The organism is Pseudalkalibacillus sp. Hm43 (assembly GCF_051842935.1).
Taxonomy (GTDB): Bacteria; Bacillota; Bacilli; order Bacillales; family Fictibacillaceae; genus Pseudalkalibacillus.
Genome location: NZ_JBPXRR010000001.1, coordinates 2,583,572 through 2,602,555, shown reverse-complemented (window position 1 = coordinate 2,602,555; position 18,984 = coordinate 2,583,572). Strand labels below are relative to the sequence as shown.

12 protein-coding genes are annotated in these 18,984 nt (G+C 44.6%); all 12 read left to right on the top strand.

Annotated elements, in window-relative coordinates; genetic code table 11:
• Window positions 1–74 precede the first annotated feature (74 nt).
• The 12 genes from ACSVDE_RS13665 (at window position 75) to ACSVDE_RS13610 (ending at window position 18,978) form a co-directional block, all read left to right on the top strand.
• Window positions 75–3,170 (top strand): extracellular solute-binding protein, encoded by a 3,096-nt coding sequence (locus tag ACSVDE_RS13665; RefSeq protein WP_439301424.1) that lies wholly within the window; start codon window positions 75–77, stop codon window positions 3,168–3,170.
• Window positions 3,115–4,077, top strand: coding sequence for a carbohydrate ABC transporter permease (locus tag ACSVDE_RS13660; RefSeq protein WP_439301423.1), 963 nt, complete (start codon window positions 3,115–3,117; stop codon window positions 4,075–4,077). Before ACSVDE_RS13665 ends, ACSVDE_RS13660 begins: the two co-directional genes overlap by 56 nt.
• Window positions 4,078–4,118: 41 nt before the next feature.
• Complete coding sequence (locus ACSVDE_RS13655; protein ID WP_439301422.1) at window positions 4,119–5,000, top strand: carbohydrate ABC transporter permease; 882 nt, start codon at window positions 4,119–4,121, stop codon at window positions 4,998–5,000.
• Window positions 5,001–5,015: 15 nt separating this feature from the next.
• Window positions 5,016–7,082 (top strand): YIP1 family protein, encoded by a 2,067-nt coding sequence (locus ACSVDE_RS13650; protein WP_439301421.1) that lies wholly within the window; start codon window positions 5,016–5,018, stop codon window positions 7,080–7,082.
• The gene (locus tag ACSVDE_RS13645) at window positions 7,072–9,387 is read left to right on the top strand and encodes a DUF5696 domain-containing protein (RefSeq protein ID WP_439301420.1); all 2,316 of its coding nucleotides are present in this window, start codon (window positions 7,072–7,074) and stop codon (window positions 9,385–9,387) included. Before ACSVDE_RS13650 ends, ACSVDE_RS13645 begins: the two co-directional genes overlap by 11 nt.
• Window positions 9,388–9,394: 7 nt before the next feature.
• The gene (locus ACSVDE_RS13640) at window positions 9,395–10,267 is read left to right on the top strand and encodes a carbohydrate ABC transporter permease (RefSeq protein ID WP_439302005.1); all 873 of its coding nucleotides are present in this window, start codon (window positions 9,395–9,397) and stop codon (window positions 10,265–10,267) included.
• Between the two features lie 22 nt (window positions 10,268–10,289).
• On the top strand, window positions 10,290–11,261 hold the full coding sequence (locus ACSVDE_RS13635) for a carbohydrate ABC transporter permease (protein WP_439301419.1): 972 nt from the start codon (window positions 10,290–10,292) through the stop codon (window positions 11,259–11,261).
• A gap of 95 nt (window positions 11,262–11,356) precedes the next feature.
• The gene (locus ACSVDE_RS13630; protein WP_439301418.1) at window positions 11,357–12,517 is read left to right on the top strand and encodes a Gfo/Idh/MocA family protein; all 1,161 of its coding nucleotides are present in this window, start codon (window positions 11,357–11,359) and stop codon (window positions 12,515–12,517) included.
• A 149-nt stretch (window positions 12,518–12,666) separates the two neighbouring features.
• Window positions 12,667–13,443 (top strand): sugar phosphate isomerase/epimerase family protein, encoded by a 777-nt coding sequence (locus ACSVDE_RS13625; protein ID WP_439301417.1) that lies wholly within the window; start codon window positions 12,667–12,669, stop codon window positions 13,441–13,443.
• Window positions 13,444–13,490: 47 nt separating this feature from the next.
• A complete protein-coding gene (locus ACSVDE_RS13620; protein WP_439301416.1) occupies window positions 13,491–15,863 on the top strand; it encodes a beta-galactosidase in 2,373 nt (790 codons plus the stop codon).
• Between the two features lie 39 nt (window positions 15,864–15,902).
• Window positions 15,903–16,538, top strand: coding sequence for a YesL family protein (locus ACSVDE_RS13615; protein WP_439301415.1), 636 nt, complete (start codon window positions 15,903–15,905; stop codon window positions 16,536–16,538).
• Window positions 16,528–18,978, top strand: coding sequence for a beta-galactosidase (locus tag ACSVDE_RS13610; protein WP_439301414.1), 2,451 nt, complete (start codon window positions 16,528–16,530; stop codon window positions 18,976–18,978). The genes ACSVDE_RS13615 and ACSVDE_RS13610 overlap by 11 nt, the downstream gene beginning before the upstream one ends.
• The last annotated feature ends 6 nt before the right edge of the window (window positions 18,979–18,984 follow it).

The window sequence follows — 18,984 nt, the reverse complement described above, 5'->3', positions numbered from 1 at the left end:
CATAAGCTGAATTCTAGACTGCACCGAAAGTGTAGTGCTTGAATTTTTACTCTGCTAAGAGAAGGAGAAATCCTATGCGCAGAAAAACCATTACCTTTCTACTAATTGGTTTGTTATTGCTAACTACTGGATTACTTATAAAAGACCAATCGTCTTCTGTCAGTTTGGCCAACACGGACAAAAAATCTGATACAGGGGATTTATTGGACGATCTCTTCAATGACGATAAGAAAAAAGACAATGAATCCAAGGACGATGGCAAAAAGAAAGACAAAAAAGAGCAATATGAAACGAGAGTCGTCGAAGCGGATTACAAGGATCGATTAACTCAGTGGGAAGACGAAGGGATATCGGATACGAAAGGCTTCCAAAAAGTTATAGAGCCTGAACAGTTTACCAACACAAAAAAGCAATTGGAATTGACCAGACATGAGGATTACGAAGGTCAAGTGTTTCAGTGGGAAGAAGCAACCAAAGAATTGCAATTCTCCATCAATGTTCCGAAAGAAGGTCTTTATGAAATTCATGTTGATTACTTTGCCTTGCCTGGAAAAATCATTCCGATTGAGCGAGGCATCAAAGTCAATGGAGAATTTCAATACTATGAATCCAGAAGAATCGTCCTTCCACGATTATGGAAGGATTCTGTAAATAAATTCGAGGAAGATAAACTTGGAAACCAAGTCTTTCCGAAACAAGAAGAAATTCGTACTTGGCAGGATCGACCCTTCATGGATGCGAGTTATCTCTTCGATCGCCCACTTAAGTTCCATTTAAAAAAGGGTGAAAATACACTCACGCTCCTGAATATACGTGAACCGATGCTTTTGGGAGACGTTACGGTCAAGTCACCAGAAACTCCTCCATCCTACAATGAATATCTACAGAAGAATGATGCGAATCAAAAAGCCAAAGGTTTGCTCGAGCTTGAAGCCGAGCACCCACATCATAAAACCGATTCCTCGATAAGAGCGTTATCGAACGGTGAGCCGAATGTGACACCGAATCGTGGAAGTAAGCTCTCTCTGAATGCGTTCGGAGGCGATACATGGAAAGCGGGTGGACAAGCGGTCACTTGGAAAATCGATGTCGAAGAGGCGGGGTTCTATCAGCTAGCCTTCAAATATAACCAGTATTTCAATGTGAATGTGCCAGTATATCGAACCATTAAAATTGATGGTGAAATTCCATTCGAGGAATTGTTGAAATACCCATTTGATTACACGACAGAATGGAAAAACGAAACGTTATCCGATGCGAATGGGAAACCTTTTCAATTTTACCTGACAAAAGGGGAACATGAGCTTACGTTCGTTAGTAATCCATCACCATACCAACCTGTCATCAGTACGATCAAGGATGTCATGGAAGAAGTGAATGATCTTTCATTAGAAATCCAGATGGCTACCGGGAAGTCTGTTGATACCAATCGGGATTGGGATATTGAAGAACAGATTCCGGATATCGTACCCCGCTTGAATGAGCTTGCAGAAAAGCTCAGGAATCGATATGCCTACCTTGAAAAGTTGAGTAACAACAAACCCGATCAAGCGAGAAACTTGATGATCAGTGCAAATCAACTGGAGGATATCGCAAATGAACCGGATAAGATTCCTGTTCGTTTCAAGGAATTATCACAAAGCTCAGGATCTGTGACGCAACGGCTTGGAGATTTGTTGCTATTGTTACCGAACCAACCTTTGCAGTTCGATAAATTTTATGTGTACTCTGATGAAGATTTGCCGGATGCGAAAGCGAACTTGTTGCAAAAAGCAGGATCCATGGCGGTCAACTTTTTTTCCTCTTTCACCAAGGATTACACCCAGGTAAGCTCGACCGATGAAGAAGCCATCGAAATCTGGGTGAACCGCCCACGTCAATATGTGATGCTCATGCAGCAAATGGCCAATGAAGATTTTACAAAAGAAACGGGAATCAAGGTTAATTTGAGCTTGATGCCTTCAGAGGAGAAGTTGATTCTGGCGAATGCTTCCGACGAATCACCTGATCTCGCTATGGGTATCCAACAGAAGCTGCCGTTTGAACTTTCCGTGAGGGACGCTCTTGCTGATCTGAGTCAGTTTTCGGACTACGATCAAGTCATTGAACGCTTTTCACCTGGGGCACTTCTCCCGTTCATGTACGACGAAGGGACTTACGCCTTACCAGAAACACAAGAATTTTATGTGTTGTTCTATCGGAAGGATATCTTGCAGGCACTTGATATGAAAGTGCCAGACACGTGGGAAGACGTGCAAAAAATGCTCCCGAAACTCCAAAGGTTCGGAATGAACTTCTATGTACCGATTGCCGGACAAGGTGGTCTTAAAGAGCCGGCTGTGACCGTCCCATATATCTACCAGCATGGTGGAGAGCTGTTCAATGAGGATGGAATGAGTACAGCGATAGGGAGCGATGCTGCATTGAAAGGCTTCAAACAGATGACGAATCTGTTCACGATTTACAGCATGCCGCTTCAGGTTCCGAACTTTTACAGTCATTTCAGGCAAGGAGATCTTCCGATCGGGATTGCTGATTTCGATAATTACGTCAAAATCACGGCTGCTGCTCCTGAGCTTCAAGGCTGGTGGGGAATCGCCCCTTATCCAGGCGTGAAAAATGAAGAAGGTGAAGTCGTCCGATGGGCACCAGGAACCGGGAAAGGTGTCATCATGTTCGACAGCAGTGAGAAAAAGCAAAACGCCTGGGAATTCATCAAATGGTGGACGTCGAAAAATACACAATCTGAATTCGGAAATTTGATCGAGACGATTTATGGTACAGAATTCAGATGGAATACGTCCAATGTTGAAGCCCTGAGTGAACTGCCATGGCCGGATGAGGATTTGAAGGTCATCAAGGACCAATGGGATTGGTTGAGGGATATCCCGCATGTGCCTGGTGATTACATGCTTGAGCGGGAAATCAGCAACGCCTGGAATAAAGTCGTATTCGAGGGCGAGAACGAACGAAAAGCGATTGAAGATGCAGTCATTACGACCAATCGAGAAATGCGGAAGAAGCTTGAAGAGTTTGGTTTTATCAAGAATGGAAAAGTGGTCGAAGAACTAGAAGTCCCTACAATCGAAAAAATACAGTCAAAGGGGGAGGCACGTGAAACCGGTAACCAATACAGAGCAGAACGTCAACATCCGATCAAAGACGAATAGTCGGGCAGCGGTATGGTGGGAAGCGGTCAAAAAGGAATTGAGTGCCTTAGGATTCGTCGCCCCTTTCTTGATTGTCTTTTCATTGTTCATCGTCATACCTGTCATTGTTGCAGCGTATTTTGCGTTCACCTATTTCAATACGATTCAGCCTCCGGAATTCGTGGGACTCAAAAACTTCGTGAACTTGATTACGCAAGACAACGTGTTCATGATGCACGTCTTGCCGAATACCTTCCAGTTCGCCTTGATTGTCGGTGTCGGAGGGTATGTCCTTGCCTTTTTCCTGGCGTGGATGCTTGCTCAGATCCCGAAGAAACCGAGAACGATTTTAACGCTTGCGATCTACTCCCCTTCCATGACGGCTGGGGTAGCCATGTCCGTTGTATGGCTCATCCTGTTCAGTGGAGATCGTGCCGGATATTTGAACAGTATATTGATCCATATCGGTTTCATCAATGAACCGATTCAATGGCTGCAATCTCCAGCACATCTTATGACCATCATGATCCTCGTATCCCTTTGGAACAGTATGGGCGTCGGATTCCTGGCCATGTTGGCAGGTATCCTGAATGTCGATCGGGAGTTGTATGAGGCAGCTTATATTGATGGAATGAGGAACCGGTTCCAGGAGATCTGGTATATCACGATTCCACAGATGAAGCCGCAAATGTTGTTCGGTGCGGTAATGGCGGTCGTCCAGACATTCCAGGCCGGTGACATAGCCGTGCAGCTTTCTGGATCGAATCCTACTCCACAATATTCGGGTCAGTTGATTCTGACACACATCGCGGACCATGGATTCATCCGTTTTGACATGGGATATGCATCTGCCATTTCACTCGTCCTTCTCATATTTGTTTATGGTGTATCCAGGTTCTGTTGGCGCTTGTTCGGTGAAAAGGACTAACTTAGCATTGACCTTCATCAACATAGAAAGGGGGAATCTGTATGGCTTCATTCCAAGGGACGAAAATCAATCCTGAGAAATTCAATATCAGTCAATCGAAGTTCTTCCTATTTTTGATCCCGTTGTCCATTTTTATGGCACTGCCAATCATCTTCATCTTTTCACAGGCTTTAAAACCGATTGATGAGCTCTTTCTATATCCACCGAGATTTTTCGTCGAAAAACCGACGTTGCAGAACTTCGGGGATTTGTTTAAAGAGACGAGTGTGACGGTCATTCCGATGACCCGATACTTATTCAACAGTATCATCATATCCGTTGGAATCGTGTTTGCGAGTGTCATTATCAGTGCAATGGCTGGTTTTGCCTTGTCCAAACTGGATTTCAAATTGAAGAAAGTGATCTTTGAGGCGAACATCATCGCTTTGATGTTCGTTCCAGCAGCGGTTGCGATTCCGAGGTACTTCATCATCGATGGAATCGGTCTGACGGACAATATGTTCGGGCATGTTTTGCCCGTACTCGCCATGCCGGTAGGACTATTTCTGATCAAACAATTCATCGATCAGATTCCGGATGCATTGATTGAAGCGGCAAGAGTGGATGGTGCCAGCAATTTTTATATATTCAGGAAAATCGTCCTTCCGATGGTCACGCCTGCAATTGCGACGGTCGCCATCCTTGCTTTCCAAATGGCGTGGAACAATACGGAAACTTCTGAGATCTATATGAATAATGAAAGCTTGAAAACCTTCGCCTTCTATATGAGCACATTAGCAGGGAATATGGGGAACGATAATCAAGTCGCTGGCCAGGGAATGGCGGCAGCAGCTGCTGCTCTCATGTTCTTACCGAACCTCATCATCTTCTTACTCATGCAGAGTAAAGTAATTGATACGATGGCGCATTCAGGATTGAAGTAATGGAGGAGGTACATAATGGCGCGGCTCAAGATCATGATGCTTCTGATGACGGTTGCTGTTGTGCTGTTTGGCACAATACCGGCATCTGCTGAAGCACCTTTTATCACCTATACATTCGATAAAGATGGCTATCCGATCTATACCCAGACAGCGTATCAACCGATCGGGTCCATCGATGGTTACGACATTGAACCGAGTGAATCCGATGTCGCTGCAGGAGAAAGCGATCCATTGTTTCAACCTGAAGATATCTTCATCGATCAGGATGACACGATTTATGTGGCAGATACAGGTAATTCAAGAATCGTCATTTTTGATTCGTTCGGAAATTATGAACGGACTGTGGGAGAAGAGATTCTTTCCAAACCAACAGGCGTTCATGTGGATGAAGATGGCTCGATCTATGTAGCGGACTATCAAAAAAAGAAGGTTTTTAAATTCAATAAGGATGGATCCGTTGCTTTTGAATATGAGAAGCCGGATTCCGTCATTTATGGAAAAAAGAGTCGTTTCAATCCAACCAAAGTCATTGTAGACAAACAGAAAAATGTCTATATGGTCGGCGATGGCTCAACACAGGGGCTGATCCAGCTAGGGCCGGATGGAGACTTCCTTGGATATTATGGAGGGAATCAGACGAGCTTTGACTTTGTCCGTCAGCTGCAAAAGCTCCTATATACAGATACACAATATAGTCAATTGATGAAGAAATATCCCCCATCCGCAACGAATGTTGCAATTGATGATGAAGGCCTCATCTATACAAGTACGGCAGGATTGGAAACGGAAACGATCAAAAAGCTGAACGTGGCCGGTAAAAATCTTCTCCCGGAAGTGAGTTCCTCCAAGAGTATTACGGACCTGACAGTCGATCAAGATAAAAATATTTTTGCGGTGGATTCCAACCTTGGCTATATCTTCGAGTACGATCCGGATGGTAATCTTCTATTCGTCTTCGGGGGCCTTAATACAGGCAATCAGAGACTAGGTTTGTTCAAAGCGCCTTCCGGAATCGCGGTATCTTCCGATCGCAGATTATTCATATTAGATAAGAAACAAAGCAACATTCAAATTTTGAAACCGACGGAATTTACGAACCTCATTCATAACGCGATATCCCTTAATTCGGATGGTAAGTATCTGGAAAGTGAGAACTACTGGAATGAAGTTCTGAAGCGTAACAGTATGTTTTCACTTGCGCACAATGGGATCGGTAAAGCCGCATTCAAAAAGGGAGATTACGAGAAAGCACTTGAAGAATTCCGGTTGTCAGGAAATGAACAAAGTCTTTCTGAGGCCTATTGGGAAATTCGGAGAAATTGGTTGATGGAGAATGTCTCTTCAGTCATGATCGCAATCGTCCTCGTTTCACTGGGCATTTTCCTTTTGAAACGCCTGTACAGGAAATTCGGATTCGGCAGTCGGATAGTGGGCCTTTGGCAGAGGTTCAGACAGATTGAGATCATTGCACAATTGTTCCACGTTTTCCGCATGCTAAGGCATCCGATTGATGGATATTACGAGCTGAAAAAACAAAATAAAGCTTCTGTTCTATCAGCGACTTTGTTATTGATGTTTTTGTTCGTAGCTCATGTTTTTGCCATTTTTGAAACGAACACCTTGTTCAGTGATGTGGACACCAAAAGGGTGAACATACTGACAGAACTGTATAAAATCTATATTCCATTGCTGGCATGGGTCATCTGTAACTATTTGATCAGTACGATCAACGATGGCATAGGTCGATTCAAAAATGTGTATGTCGGTACCGTTTATGCATTAAGCCCTTATCTCGTATTCTCCATCCCACTTACTGTCATGTCGAAAGGGCTGACGAACATGGAGTTCGTCCTCTACGACTTTTCGAAGAAAGCGATTTTTCTATGGAGCGGATTTCTTCTATTCATGATGGTGAAGGAGATCCATTCCTATGAGATCGGACAGACGGTCAAAAATATGGTGCTAAGTGCAGCTGGCATGCTTGTGTTGGGGATCATCTCCTTCATCTTATTCGGACTCTCCAATCAGGTGGTTGATTTTGTGTACTCTATTTTCCAAGAGGTGAAGCTTCGTGTCTACTAAAAAGAAAATGGTCATCTTACTTGGAAGCCTCTTCTTGATGATCTTGATAACCTATCAAATTGGCTATAGTGAGGAAAATAAGAAGAACAAACAAGAAAAAATAGACGAAGAAATCACACATAGCACTTTTCAATTCAAAGGAAATGACTTCACTCAACCTGAGATAGAGCAGGAAGGGGAACTCCCTGTCAAAGAGATACCGAGTGGGTATGAAATGGCAGCTGAGAGTGAGGGACTTGAACTTTATGTCTCTCCGAAAGAGCTGAACATCATGATCAAAAACAAGAAAACAGGCTACATCTGGAGCTCTGTTCCTGATCAGGAAGCTCTAAAGGATACACAGCTGAATAGTGAATGGGCGGCAACAGTTACCTCACCCATCGTCGTCCAGTATTTTAACAAAGATAACATGCTGAAAAGCGGAAGCTATGTATCTCTAGAAGGAGCGGTCAAACGATTTGAAAAGACGGATAATGGCTTCATAGCTGACTTCAGTTTGGAATCAGTAAAAGTGGACCTGTCCATGGAAGTTTCTTTGGATGGAGATGCACTCGTCGTTCAACTGCCGGATCAGTCTTTCAAGGAAAACGCCGATCAAAAGATTGCATCTGTGCAGCTATATCCTTTCCTTGGTGCTGTGAAGAAAGAAGATATACCGGGATACATGTTCATTCCGGATGGAAGCGGTGCGCTTATTCGATATCAAGCCGAACATCCACAATTTGAAAACCCGTTCATCGGCAAAATCTATGGAAAGGATGAGGCGGTCGAGTCGAAAGGAGATTTCGAAGTAGAACCGCAGCCGATTTCCGTCCCGGTCTTTGGAATGGTGCATGGCGTGAACAAGAATGGATTCCTCGGTGTGGTGGAAAAAGGGCAGTTCAATGCGGAAATCGTTGCCTATCCGAGCGGCGTCAACACAGATTTCAACTGGCTTTCTCCAAGGTTCATCGTCCGTTATCCGTACTTTCAGCCAACGAGTAAAAGTATGGGTGGAATCAATACCTACCAAAAGGAACGACTTCACGAGGATAAGCAAATCCGGTATGAGTTTTTGTCTGATGAGAACGCCGATTACGTAGGAATGGCAAAAAAATACCGAACTTACCTTGAGGAAGACAAGCAGATTTCCTTAGATGGAAAAGATCGTACAGATCAAGATGTTCCTGTTCGGATCGAGTTTCTTGGCGGAGAGATGGAACCAGGACTGATTGGGGATCACCTCGTTCCTATGACAACATTCGATCAAGCGAAGAGCATCATCAACGAATTGTCAGCATCGGGTGTTCAAAATATGACAACGGTTTATCGAGGTTGGAACAAGGGCGGATTGACGGGTTCAAATCCGGCGAAATTCCCTGTTGAAGATGAGCTTGGCGGGGATGAGAGATTGAAAGATTTGAAAAATCTTTTAGATGAAAAAGGGATTCCGCTTTATCTTTATACGAATTACACGAAGGCATTCGGAAATCAGGATGACTTAGATGTGAAAGTGGACGGGGTAAGACGGATCAGCAACCGGATTCTGGAATATTCCTTCGCCAACAGCCTGGTCGATGAAAAGTTTGAAGACCTGAAAATCAATTATATCAATCCGGAAAAAGCTTCGGAATTGGCAGTAGATGATGTGGAACGGTTCAAAGAATTAAAGATAGAAGCCGTCTCCATCGAGGATACAGGGTCTCTTCTATTCTCCAACCATCATGCTGAAAGCCGACTCTCCAGAGAGGAATCGGTTCTACTATATCAGTCGTTGGCTGAAGCCTTCTCAAAACAGATGGAAAATGTATCGTTCTATCAACCGAACGACTATATGTTCCAATACAGTGATGAAATATTCAGTGTTCCGATGAGTTCGTCCCGTTTCGTCTATGAAACGGATTCAGTCCCATTTCTTCAAATCGTCCTTCATGGATCCATCGATTATTACACGACATTTTCTAATTTTCATGCGGATCCTCAGAAGCAATTGTTACGGATGATCGAGTATGGGGCATACCCATCGTTCTATTTGACACACGAACCATCGTGGAAATTGCAGAATACCCCTTCTAAATATTTGTTCACGTCTTCGTTTGAAGATTGGAAGGGAGACATAGTTGAACAGTACGAACTGGTCAATAAGGCATTGAAAAAGGTGCAAGACGCGGTGATCGAGGATCGGAAGGTCATTGAATTAGGCGTCGTCGAAGTGACCTACTCCAATGGCGTGCAGATCGTCGTCAATTACAACTCGAAAGAAATGGACGTAAATGGTCACACGGTCGGAGCCATGGACTACACCATCATTAAAGGAGGGGAATGAAGTGAAAATGCCATCGTTCAATCGAAGGACGAGAGAATACTTCACAGGATACATGTTCATCCTGCCATGGTTGATCGGCTTCGCTTTATTCATGGCGTATCCGTTATTCTACTCCTTGTTCATGAGCTTCAACAAAGTCTATGTGACGGCATCTGGTATCGAAACGACTTTCTTAAAATGGGAAAACTATAAGTTTGCCTTCTTATCCGATCCTCATTTTCTGGAGGAACTGATCATGTTCTTGAAGTCGGTTGTTTTACTGATACCGATTGTCATCGTCTTTTCGCTCATTGTCGCATTGATGATCAATCAGCCGATCCGGGGGAAAGGACTTTTCAGAGCGATCTTTTTCCTTCCGGTCATCATTACGAGCGGTGAAGTCGTCAATGAATTGTTCGCTCAGGGAGCTGCGACGATACCGATCATTGAGCGGTATGGCATCATCGACTTTCTCGATGCGAATCTGAGTCCTTCATGGGCCGCACCGATCATAAAAGTCATCGAGCAGTTGATCATCATCCTCTGGTACTCCGGTGTCCAGATTTTGATCTTTTTAGCTGGATTACAGAAAGTGAACAAACAAATTTATGAGGCAGCAGCCATTGACGGGGCATCCCCGTGGGAAATCTTTTGGAAGATCACGCTGCCGAGCATCAAGCCTTTCATTCTTGTGAACATCATTTATACGACTGTTGACCTTTCGACGAATTCGTTGAACAACGTCATTGTGTTGATCAAGGAGAACATGTTCAAGGTGGAGACAGGATTCGGCTATGCAACAGCATTGTCATGGATCTATTTCATGATCATCTTTGTCATTTTGCTCGTCTCGATTTTCCTTTTTACAAGAAAAGAAAGATTGGAATTCAAAAAATCTTAACCAAGTAGGATGTGGACACCATATGAAACTGGAATATGCCACAAATAAAACGGTTTTAAGAAAAGTGAATACGGTTGGAACACGATTGAAAAAATGGTTGCTCGGAATGCAAGGTAACGATGGTCTTGTTTTTAAAGTCTTCATCTATGCGCTTTTGATCAGTGTAGGGTTCATCTACCTGTATCCGATTCTCTTCATGGTTTCCCAAAGCTTCAAGAGTTTACAAGACTTACTCGACCCTACGGTATTGTGGATTCCGAAAGAATTGTATTTTGAGAATTTCATAAAGGCATGGCATGTTCTTGAATTTCCAAAAACCTTTTTGACATCACTTCTGAATTCGGTTCTGCCGGCTATCGCGCAAATGGTTTCGTGTGCAATCGTAGGATTCGGATTCGCAAGATTCAAGTTTCCAGGTAAGAACATCCTTTTCGGGTTGATGCTTTTGACCTTCATCATCCCGACGCAGATTGTCATGATTCCCATGTTTCTCATGTTTGAACAATATGGAATGCTCGGGACTCCGCTCCCATTCATTTTACCGGCCATATTTGCAGGAGGGATTAAGAGTGCGTTGTTCATCCTCATCTATACGCAATTTTTCAAGTCGATTCCTCAAGTTCTGGATGAATCAGCACAATTGGATGGGGCGAACTATCTGACCATCTTCTTTCGGATCATCCTGCCGATTTCCATCCCGGCTTTGGTCGTCGTGTTCTTATTTTCGCTCGTGTGGCATTGGAACGAGACGTATACAGCATCCCTCTATTTAGGGGACAGCATGTCGACATTGCCATTGAAATTGAAGGAATTCAACGATTCTTTCAAAGCGCTGTATTCCTCTGCGGGTGGAGAGGGTAGTGGTGCCGACATCAATGAATCTATCAAGTTCGCAGGTACTGTATTGGTCATCCTTCCATTGCTTGTACTCTATATGTTCGCGCAGAAATGGTTCGTTGAAGTGCTGGATAAAACCGGGATCACCGGAGAGTAACCATCTAATCTAGGACATAGAAACTCGCTTTTATTTTTATGAAAAATGAAACGATTCGAATCCAGTGAACGAAACTAGTTTAGGAGGTCGAGATTATGCAAAACGTTCGAGTAGGGATCATCGGAATCGGAAACATGGGAACCGAACATTCCACGATGTTATTGAATCATCAGGTCAAGGGAGCACAACTGACGGCTGTATGCGATGTAAGGGAAGACCGTCGCAATTGGGCATTAGAACACCTTGGAAACGATGTAAGTGTCTATCAAACCCCAGATGAGTTGATTGCCTCTGATCGAGTCGATGGTGTCATTATCGCGACTCCGCATTATCAACATTCTGATATAGCTATCAATGCATTTGAGAAGGGACTGCATGTTCTCTGCGAAAAACCGGCAGGCGTGTATACGAAACAAGTCAGGCAAATGAATGAAGCTGCTTCTGATGCTGGTAAAGTGTTCTCGATCATGTACAACCAGCGAACGAACCCGGTATTTCAAAAGGTAAGAGATCTGGTGCTCACCGGAGAGCTGGGAGAAATCAGACGAACCGTTTGGATCATTGATTGGTATCGTTCGCAGAGCTATTATGACTCTGGCTCCTGGCGTGCGACCTGGGCAGGTGAAGGAGGCGGTGTGCTCATCAACCAGTGTCCTCACCAGCTTGATCTCTGGCAGTGGGTGACAGGAATGATGCCGACGCGCGTCCGTTCGTTTTGTAACTTTGGAAAATATCGTAACGTCGAAGTCGAAGATGATGTAACGGCCTATGTGGAATATGAAAACGGCGCGACAGGGTTGTTCGTGACCTCAACCGGAATGGCGCCAGAGACGAATCGATTTGAGATCTACGGAGATCGAGGGAAGCTTGTGGTGGAAGATAACCGGATCACGTTTTGGAGGAATCGCGTACCAGAGAGTCAGTTCAACCAGGAATGGAAAGGCGGTTTCGGACTGCCTGAAAATTGGAAATGCGAAATCCCTGTCCACGGCGTGGAGTCTGGACACGGCGGCATCATTACGAATTGGATCGAGACTATTTTATTTGGCAGACCTTTAATCTCACCAGGGGATGAAGGTATCAAAGGGTTGTCGATCTCAAACGCCATGCACCTATCGACATGGACGGATTCCTGGGTCGACCTTCCGATAGATGAAGAGTTGTATTATGAAAAGCTGAAAGATCGGATCGCGCACTCTTCTTACGACGAAAATCAAGCTGAAGATAAAACCCTGGATGTGAAAGGCACTTATTGAGGGCGAGAATTGGTGTGTAGCATTGAAGTGAACAGATTATCGCGCGAAGTGAACAGATTGTCACGGGAAGTGATCAGAATAACCACGGAAGTGAATAGATTAACCCCAGAAGTGATCAGATTCACAGAAAATCAAAAGGAGTTTTCATAATGAGGGAAAAATTTGCGGCTCAATTGTATACGTTGCGTGATCAATTGCAGGATGATTTTCCAGGCGTGTTGAGAGAACTCAAGAAAATGGGATGGTCAGGTGTCCAGATCAGTGGATTGTTCGGATTTTCGAAAGAAGAGGTTGCGTCGGTTTTACAAGAAACAGGACTGAAAGCTGCTGGTATGCATGTGGGACTCGACCGACTAAGGGGGGATCTCCAATCTGTTGTCGAGGAGGCTGAAGCTTTTCAGACAAAAGATCTCGTATGTCCGTATGTTCCTCCTGAAATGCGAAACTCGGAAAGCTACCAGTCAATCCGACGGGATTTGAATGAGATTGCAAACAAGCTCAAGGAGGATGGCTATCGGATCAGTTATCACAACCATGATTTCGAATTCGAAACGACCATTGATGGACAGTCTGCACTTAAATTCATGCTTGACCCAACCCAGGACAATCAAGTTTTAGCGGAAATCGATACGTATTGGATTCAGAAAGCGGGACACGATCCGTTAGAGTTTATCAAAGCCTATAGCGGTCGGATGCCCATCATTCACCTGAAGGATATGTCCAAGGATGAAGCACAATCCTTTGCGGAAGTTGGAACCGGAGCAATCGACTTCAAGCCGATCCTCGTATGGGGAGAACAGAACGGTGTCGAATGGTATGCAGTCGAGCAGGATGAATGCCCAGGACATCCGTTGGACAGCTTGCAAACCAGTCTTAATCACTTGAATCGGATGGCAGAACAACTGAAACCTGTACTGAAAAAATGAGTGACCACAGTGGTTCACTGGATAGGAACCAGAGGAGGAAACCATTAATGACCGTTCAAATGAAACAACAGAAATTTATCATCAATGGAAAAGAAGAATTTCTTTACGGTGGAGAATTGCATTATTACCGTGTTCCGAAAGGGGAGTGGAAAGATCGCCTTCAAAAATTGATTGAAGCAGGTTGCAATCTCGTCAGTACATACGTGCCGTGGGTGTGGCACGAAATAGAAGAGGGGGTCTATGACCTGAGCGGTGAAACACGTGGTGAACGTGATTTGAAATCGTTCCTGGAACTCGTCAAGGAAATGGGGTTGTATTGCATTGTCCGACCTGGACCTTATGTGATGGCAGAAGTGCGTTTTCATGGCGTGCCGAACTGGTTGCTGGATACATACCCAGAGTTGGTCGCTAAGAAACGGGATCGCTCGGAACATCCGACGCGAGTCGTTTCGTATCGTCATCCCACTTTCCTCGAAAAGACGAAAAAATGGTATGAAAAAGTGAACGAGGTGATTCGACCTCAACAAATCGATAATGGTGGTTCGATCATCATGTATCAGCTCTGTAATGAAATCGGGATGTTCCATTGGGTGACCAATACGAGCGACTACAACCCGGATACACTCGAACATTTCGGGACTTACTTAGAAAAGAAATACGGGACGATTGACCATTTCAACAAAGATCACCAACTGAAAGAGCCGACCTTTTCTGCGTTCATTGGAAAATTTGAAGCTGGACTGCCTGATGATTATCCTTCATTCCATTATGAATGGAGCGAATTCAGAAGAGCGTATATCAAGGATTATACAAGTGACTTGAGAGGATTCGCGAAAGAGACAGGCATTACGGTCCCTTTCATCATCAATGTTCATGGATTCAAAGATTATTCGATCTACAGCAGAGGGACAGACTATCCGATCGGCTTATCTCAGCTTTATCAAACTGCAGAATTTGAGGACGTTGTCATTGCTGGCGACTTTTACCCGGGACACATCGGATATGACAACTACCATGACCTGGTACTCGCGACCACGTTTACAAGAGCCATCTCAAACGCGGATCAGCCGGTCTTTTCAGCTGAATTCCAATCAGGAAGATTAGCCGACCGTCCCCGACTTTATCCACAGGACTTGGATTTGAACACGCGAACATGTGTCGCACATGGGATGAATGCCTTGAATTACTATATGTTCGTCGCAGGTGAAAACTACGAGAACATCGGATTGTTCGGGAGACGTCATGAATGGCAGGCACCTATTGATTCAAAAGGCGAATGCCGTCCTAATTATGAAAAAGCACAACATCTCGGGAATGTATTCCGCACGGTTGGAATACGTTTGCTTGATTGTCCGAAAAAGATACATACTCACGTAGGATTCAACCCCGATGATTACATGACCGAGGTGGTCGAACCTCGTGACCAAGGGCTTCTAGGGGAATTGATCGGCAAACGAGAAGGGTTTTCCTTTGATGGAATCCTCCGTTTACTGACAGCAGCGAACATCCAATTCGAAGCATTGGACCTCTTGAAGGAGATATCGGTTGAGGAGGTTCCGTCCTTATGGGTGTTCTCCACGAAAAAGATGGATGCAGGTTTGCAAAAGCGGCTCGCTGACTATGTACGCAAAGGCGGGAAACTGATCATATATCCAGAACTTCCATCCGAAGATCGACTTGGGAATTCGTGCCGTCTCCTTGCCGATGAACTCGATCTTGGTGAATGGGAAGTGGTTGGAGGTCATCAGGATTATCTCGATGTCCTTGACATAGATGCGGTCAACATCAAGCAGCGTCTGCGTTTCACTTCATTTGAAGGGGAGGCGCTTGCGTCATTCACCAGAACAGGTGGAAAAGAAGTGGCTGCTTACAAGAAAACAGCCGGAAAAGGAGAAATCCTCGTATTTGGAATCGCGATCGGACACGATTACAGCTACCAACTGGATGTAATCCGGAAGATTGCAGAAAAGATGGAGATTTCAGTGCATCTGCACGCTACAAATCCCGATTTATCAATCGTTGAACGGACGAATGGACATGAGTCATTCGTGTTTGTCAGCAATTACGATGAAATGGATCAAGCCGCCGTCATTTACGAAAATGCCGAGCCTTTGTTTGATGGAGAAACGATTGAATTACCACCTCGTTCATCAGCCATATACTTGCGGAACTATGCGTTAGCAGATGGATTGACGATTGATTACACCACATTGGAACTGACGAACCTCAATGAATCAGATGATCAGTTTGAGATCACCGTAACGCCTATTGGTCCAATTGGAGTATTGAAATTGAGAGCTTCTAACGATTGGCTGGTTGACCCGAATGCTGCTGAAGAACACGGAACAATACGATTCACCGACATCAGTGAACCGACAACACTTGTAATCAAGCGGTCTAGAGAAACGATTACAGGTTGATGAAAACAAACAAAGATAGAAATGGATCGGAATGGTTGTATGAAAACATCTGGTATCAAAGGTAAGCTTTTTATTCTATTTGAATGGATCACCAGGCTTGCGTATGTCAATTTACTTTGGCTCGGTTTTACATTACTGGGCGTGTTCTTTTTTGGGATATTTCCGGCTACGTCTGCGATGTTCTCTTTGGTCAGGCGGTGGGTGCGCAAGGACGATGATTTCTCAGTCCTTCCTCTCTTCTGGGAAACGTATAAAGCTGATTTCAAGCGAACCAATGGATTCGGATGGATCATGCTCGTTCTAGGCGTCATTTTATATTTGGACTATATGTACTTTGCATCCTCCAATTCAACCCTGTTTTTCTTATTGAAATCCTTTACGATCATGCTCGTATTCGTCTATGCATTGATTTTGATGATGATTTTTCCGGTGTTTGCCCACTATAAGATCTCGATCCTGCATCTTTTCCGGAATGCGGTCTTCATTTCGATGTTGCATCCGTTGAAAAGCGTCATTGCGTTATTAGGAAGCGGGGCTATCGGGTTGATCATGGTCTTATTACCGACACTCATCCCGTTTTTTGGAGGAAGTTTGATTGCACTTTACCTGACATGGATCACACAGCATATGTTTTTAAAAATTGACCGAAGGATGCAAGAGAGTAATGAAGCATGAAGATTCAGATCGGGAGGGGAACGAATTGATTGAAACAAAGAACAAACAAATCCTCATAGATGGGGAACCACAGCTTATCATGTGTGGTGAAATCCATTATTATCGGCTCAGTCCAGAGGAGTGGCAAGATCGACTGGATAAGTTGAAGTCAGCAGGCTGTAACGCGGTAGCTTCCTATGTGCCATGGCTATGTCATGAACCGCAGGAAGGTGCAATTGAACTGCATGGTCAAACAAGACCAGAGCTGGATCTTGCAGGCTTTATCGATTTGTGTGAAAAAAATGATCTTTACTTCTTCGTCCGCCCAGGTCCATTCATTATGGCGGAGATGAAAAATGAAGGAATTCCACACTGGGTCATGGACAAGCACCCTGACATCGTTCCGGTTACATGGGACGGAAGGCAGGTCCTTGCCAAAACATTGGATTATCTTGCACCAGGTTTTTTAGCAGAAACGCGTAAATGGTTCGAAGCGGTCATGGAGGTGATTGCTCCGAGATTATATCCGAACGGTGGGAATATCATCGGGGTACAGCTTGATAATGAAATCGGAATGCTTTCCTGGGTCAGCAATAGTCCGGATCTGACAGATGTTGTCCTTGAGGATTTTACTAGATGGTTGAAGGAGCAGTATGATGTGGGTCAACTCGAGCAGCGATATCCATTCGACCTGGACAATGAGACTGTCCGTAGTGGGGCGATTCGATCTCCGAAGGAAAATTATGCGCCTTCCCTTCATCTCGATTTAGGGTATTACATGCGTAATCGTTTTGCGCGGTATGTTGCAACCCTTCGAGGCTACGCTGAAGAATTTGGTGTGAAGGATGTCCCTTTCGTCGTCAACATCCACGGAACCGGTGGTGGTCGTGCTTTGACCTATCCGATTGGAATCAGTCAATTATATGAAAGCTATACGCAGGCTCCGGGTTATATTTCCGGCTCAGATATCTATTTTGGCGATCTGACGATGGGGACGTTCCAAGATCTCTATTTGATTAACGGCTTCATGGATGCAGTTCACAATCCAGATCAGCCACTTACATCAGTCGAATTCAATTGCGGTGATGGAAATTTCGGTGAAACACATAGTGGCAGATATGATCCATCCGCTGCGGATTTTAAGATCCGGATGTGTATCGCGCAAGGAAATCGAATGATCAACTATTATCTTTTTACAGGTGGCAGGAACTATCGGCTTGATGAAACGTTCGACGATGGAAACGATCGGATCGCTCATACAGGTGAACGTCATGGTTTCGCGGCCCCAGTCAGCCCGGAAGGTGAGTTGAACTATACGTTCCCGAGGATGGCGAGAGCAACTAGGACGATGATGGCTGTTGCGGACAAGCTAGCGGTCATGGAAGAAGAGCATGATAATGTTTCCTTCGCTTTCATACCGGATTACTTCATGACGGAATCCCGATATCCTGAAAGTGAACAAATGCGGGAAATGTACCAGAACATTGAGGCGAACCGAGCTCCTGCTGCATGGGAGAACCTAGCCAGGGCGATGCTTCTTGCCGGATACCGATTCGGCTCGGTGGACATCCAGAACAAACCGTTGGATCCAAAAGCCACCCCGGTTTTAGTGTTGGCTTCTGCCCTTTATTTGGACCGGACTGTCCAGCAAAAGCTTGTCGACTATATGAACGTGGGAGGCCGCATCATGTTATACGGTCAAGTCCCCAACTATGATTTAGAGGCCAAACCTTGTACGATCCTTGCTGAAGCGCTCGGGGTAAAACATAAAGCGGTCAGAAGCGGCGATGCACACTTTGCGCTTTCGGTTTATGGTGTAGGACGGGCTGAATCCCGACCGGAAATCAGGACGCATATGGCACAAGAATTCGACATACAAGGCGCAATCGAACCGTTCCTCCGTGTTTATGGATCGGATGAAGTTTGCGGGTTCCATACTCAAGTCGGGGACGGGGAAGCAACAGTCATCGCGACCGTATATAACTGTCAAATTGAGTTTTATAAAGAGATGCTAGAAAGTCTTGGGACGAAGGCAGCACTTCAGCATGACTGTAAGTTCCATGGAATCTTCATGACATCGACCGCTAATAAAGAAGGAGAGCGCTTCATTCATCTTTTGAACCTGGATGGATTTGATAAGACATTCTCTATATATGAAAACGGAAACGAACTCTTCAATGGTCGATCCATTGAACTTCAAAGTAAAGATGGTGTCATGCTACCAATTAACATGACAATCGGAGATGTGAAAATCAATTATTCAACAGCGGAAATACAAAAATCATCAGGGAGTACAATTGAGTTCCGTCTCACACAAAGTGAAGACGTCATCTCCGTTACAACAGACCGCGATATTGATGAGAGTGATGATTACTTGATCGAGCAGCGAAGGGATCAAACTCTGATCACCTCACGAAAACATGCAAAAGTCGATGATAAACTGATCATATCGTTCAGGTGATTTCCC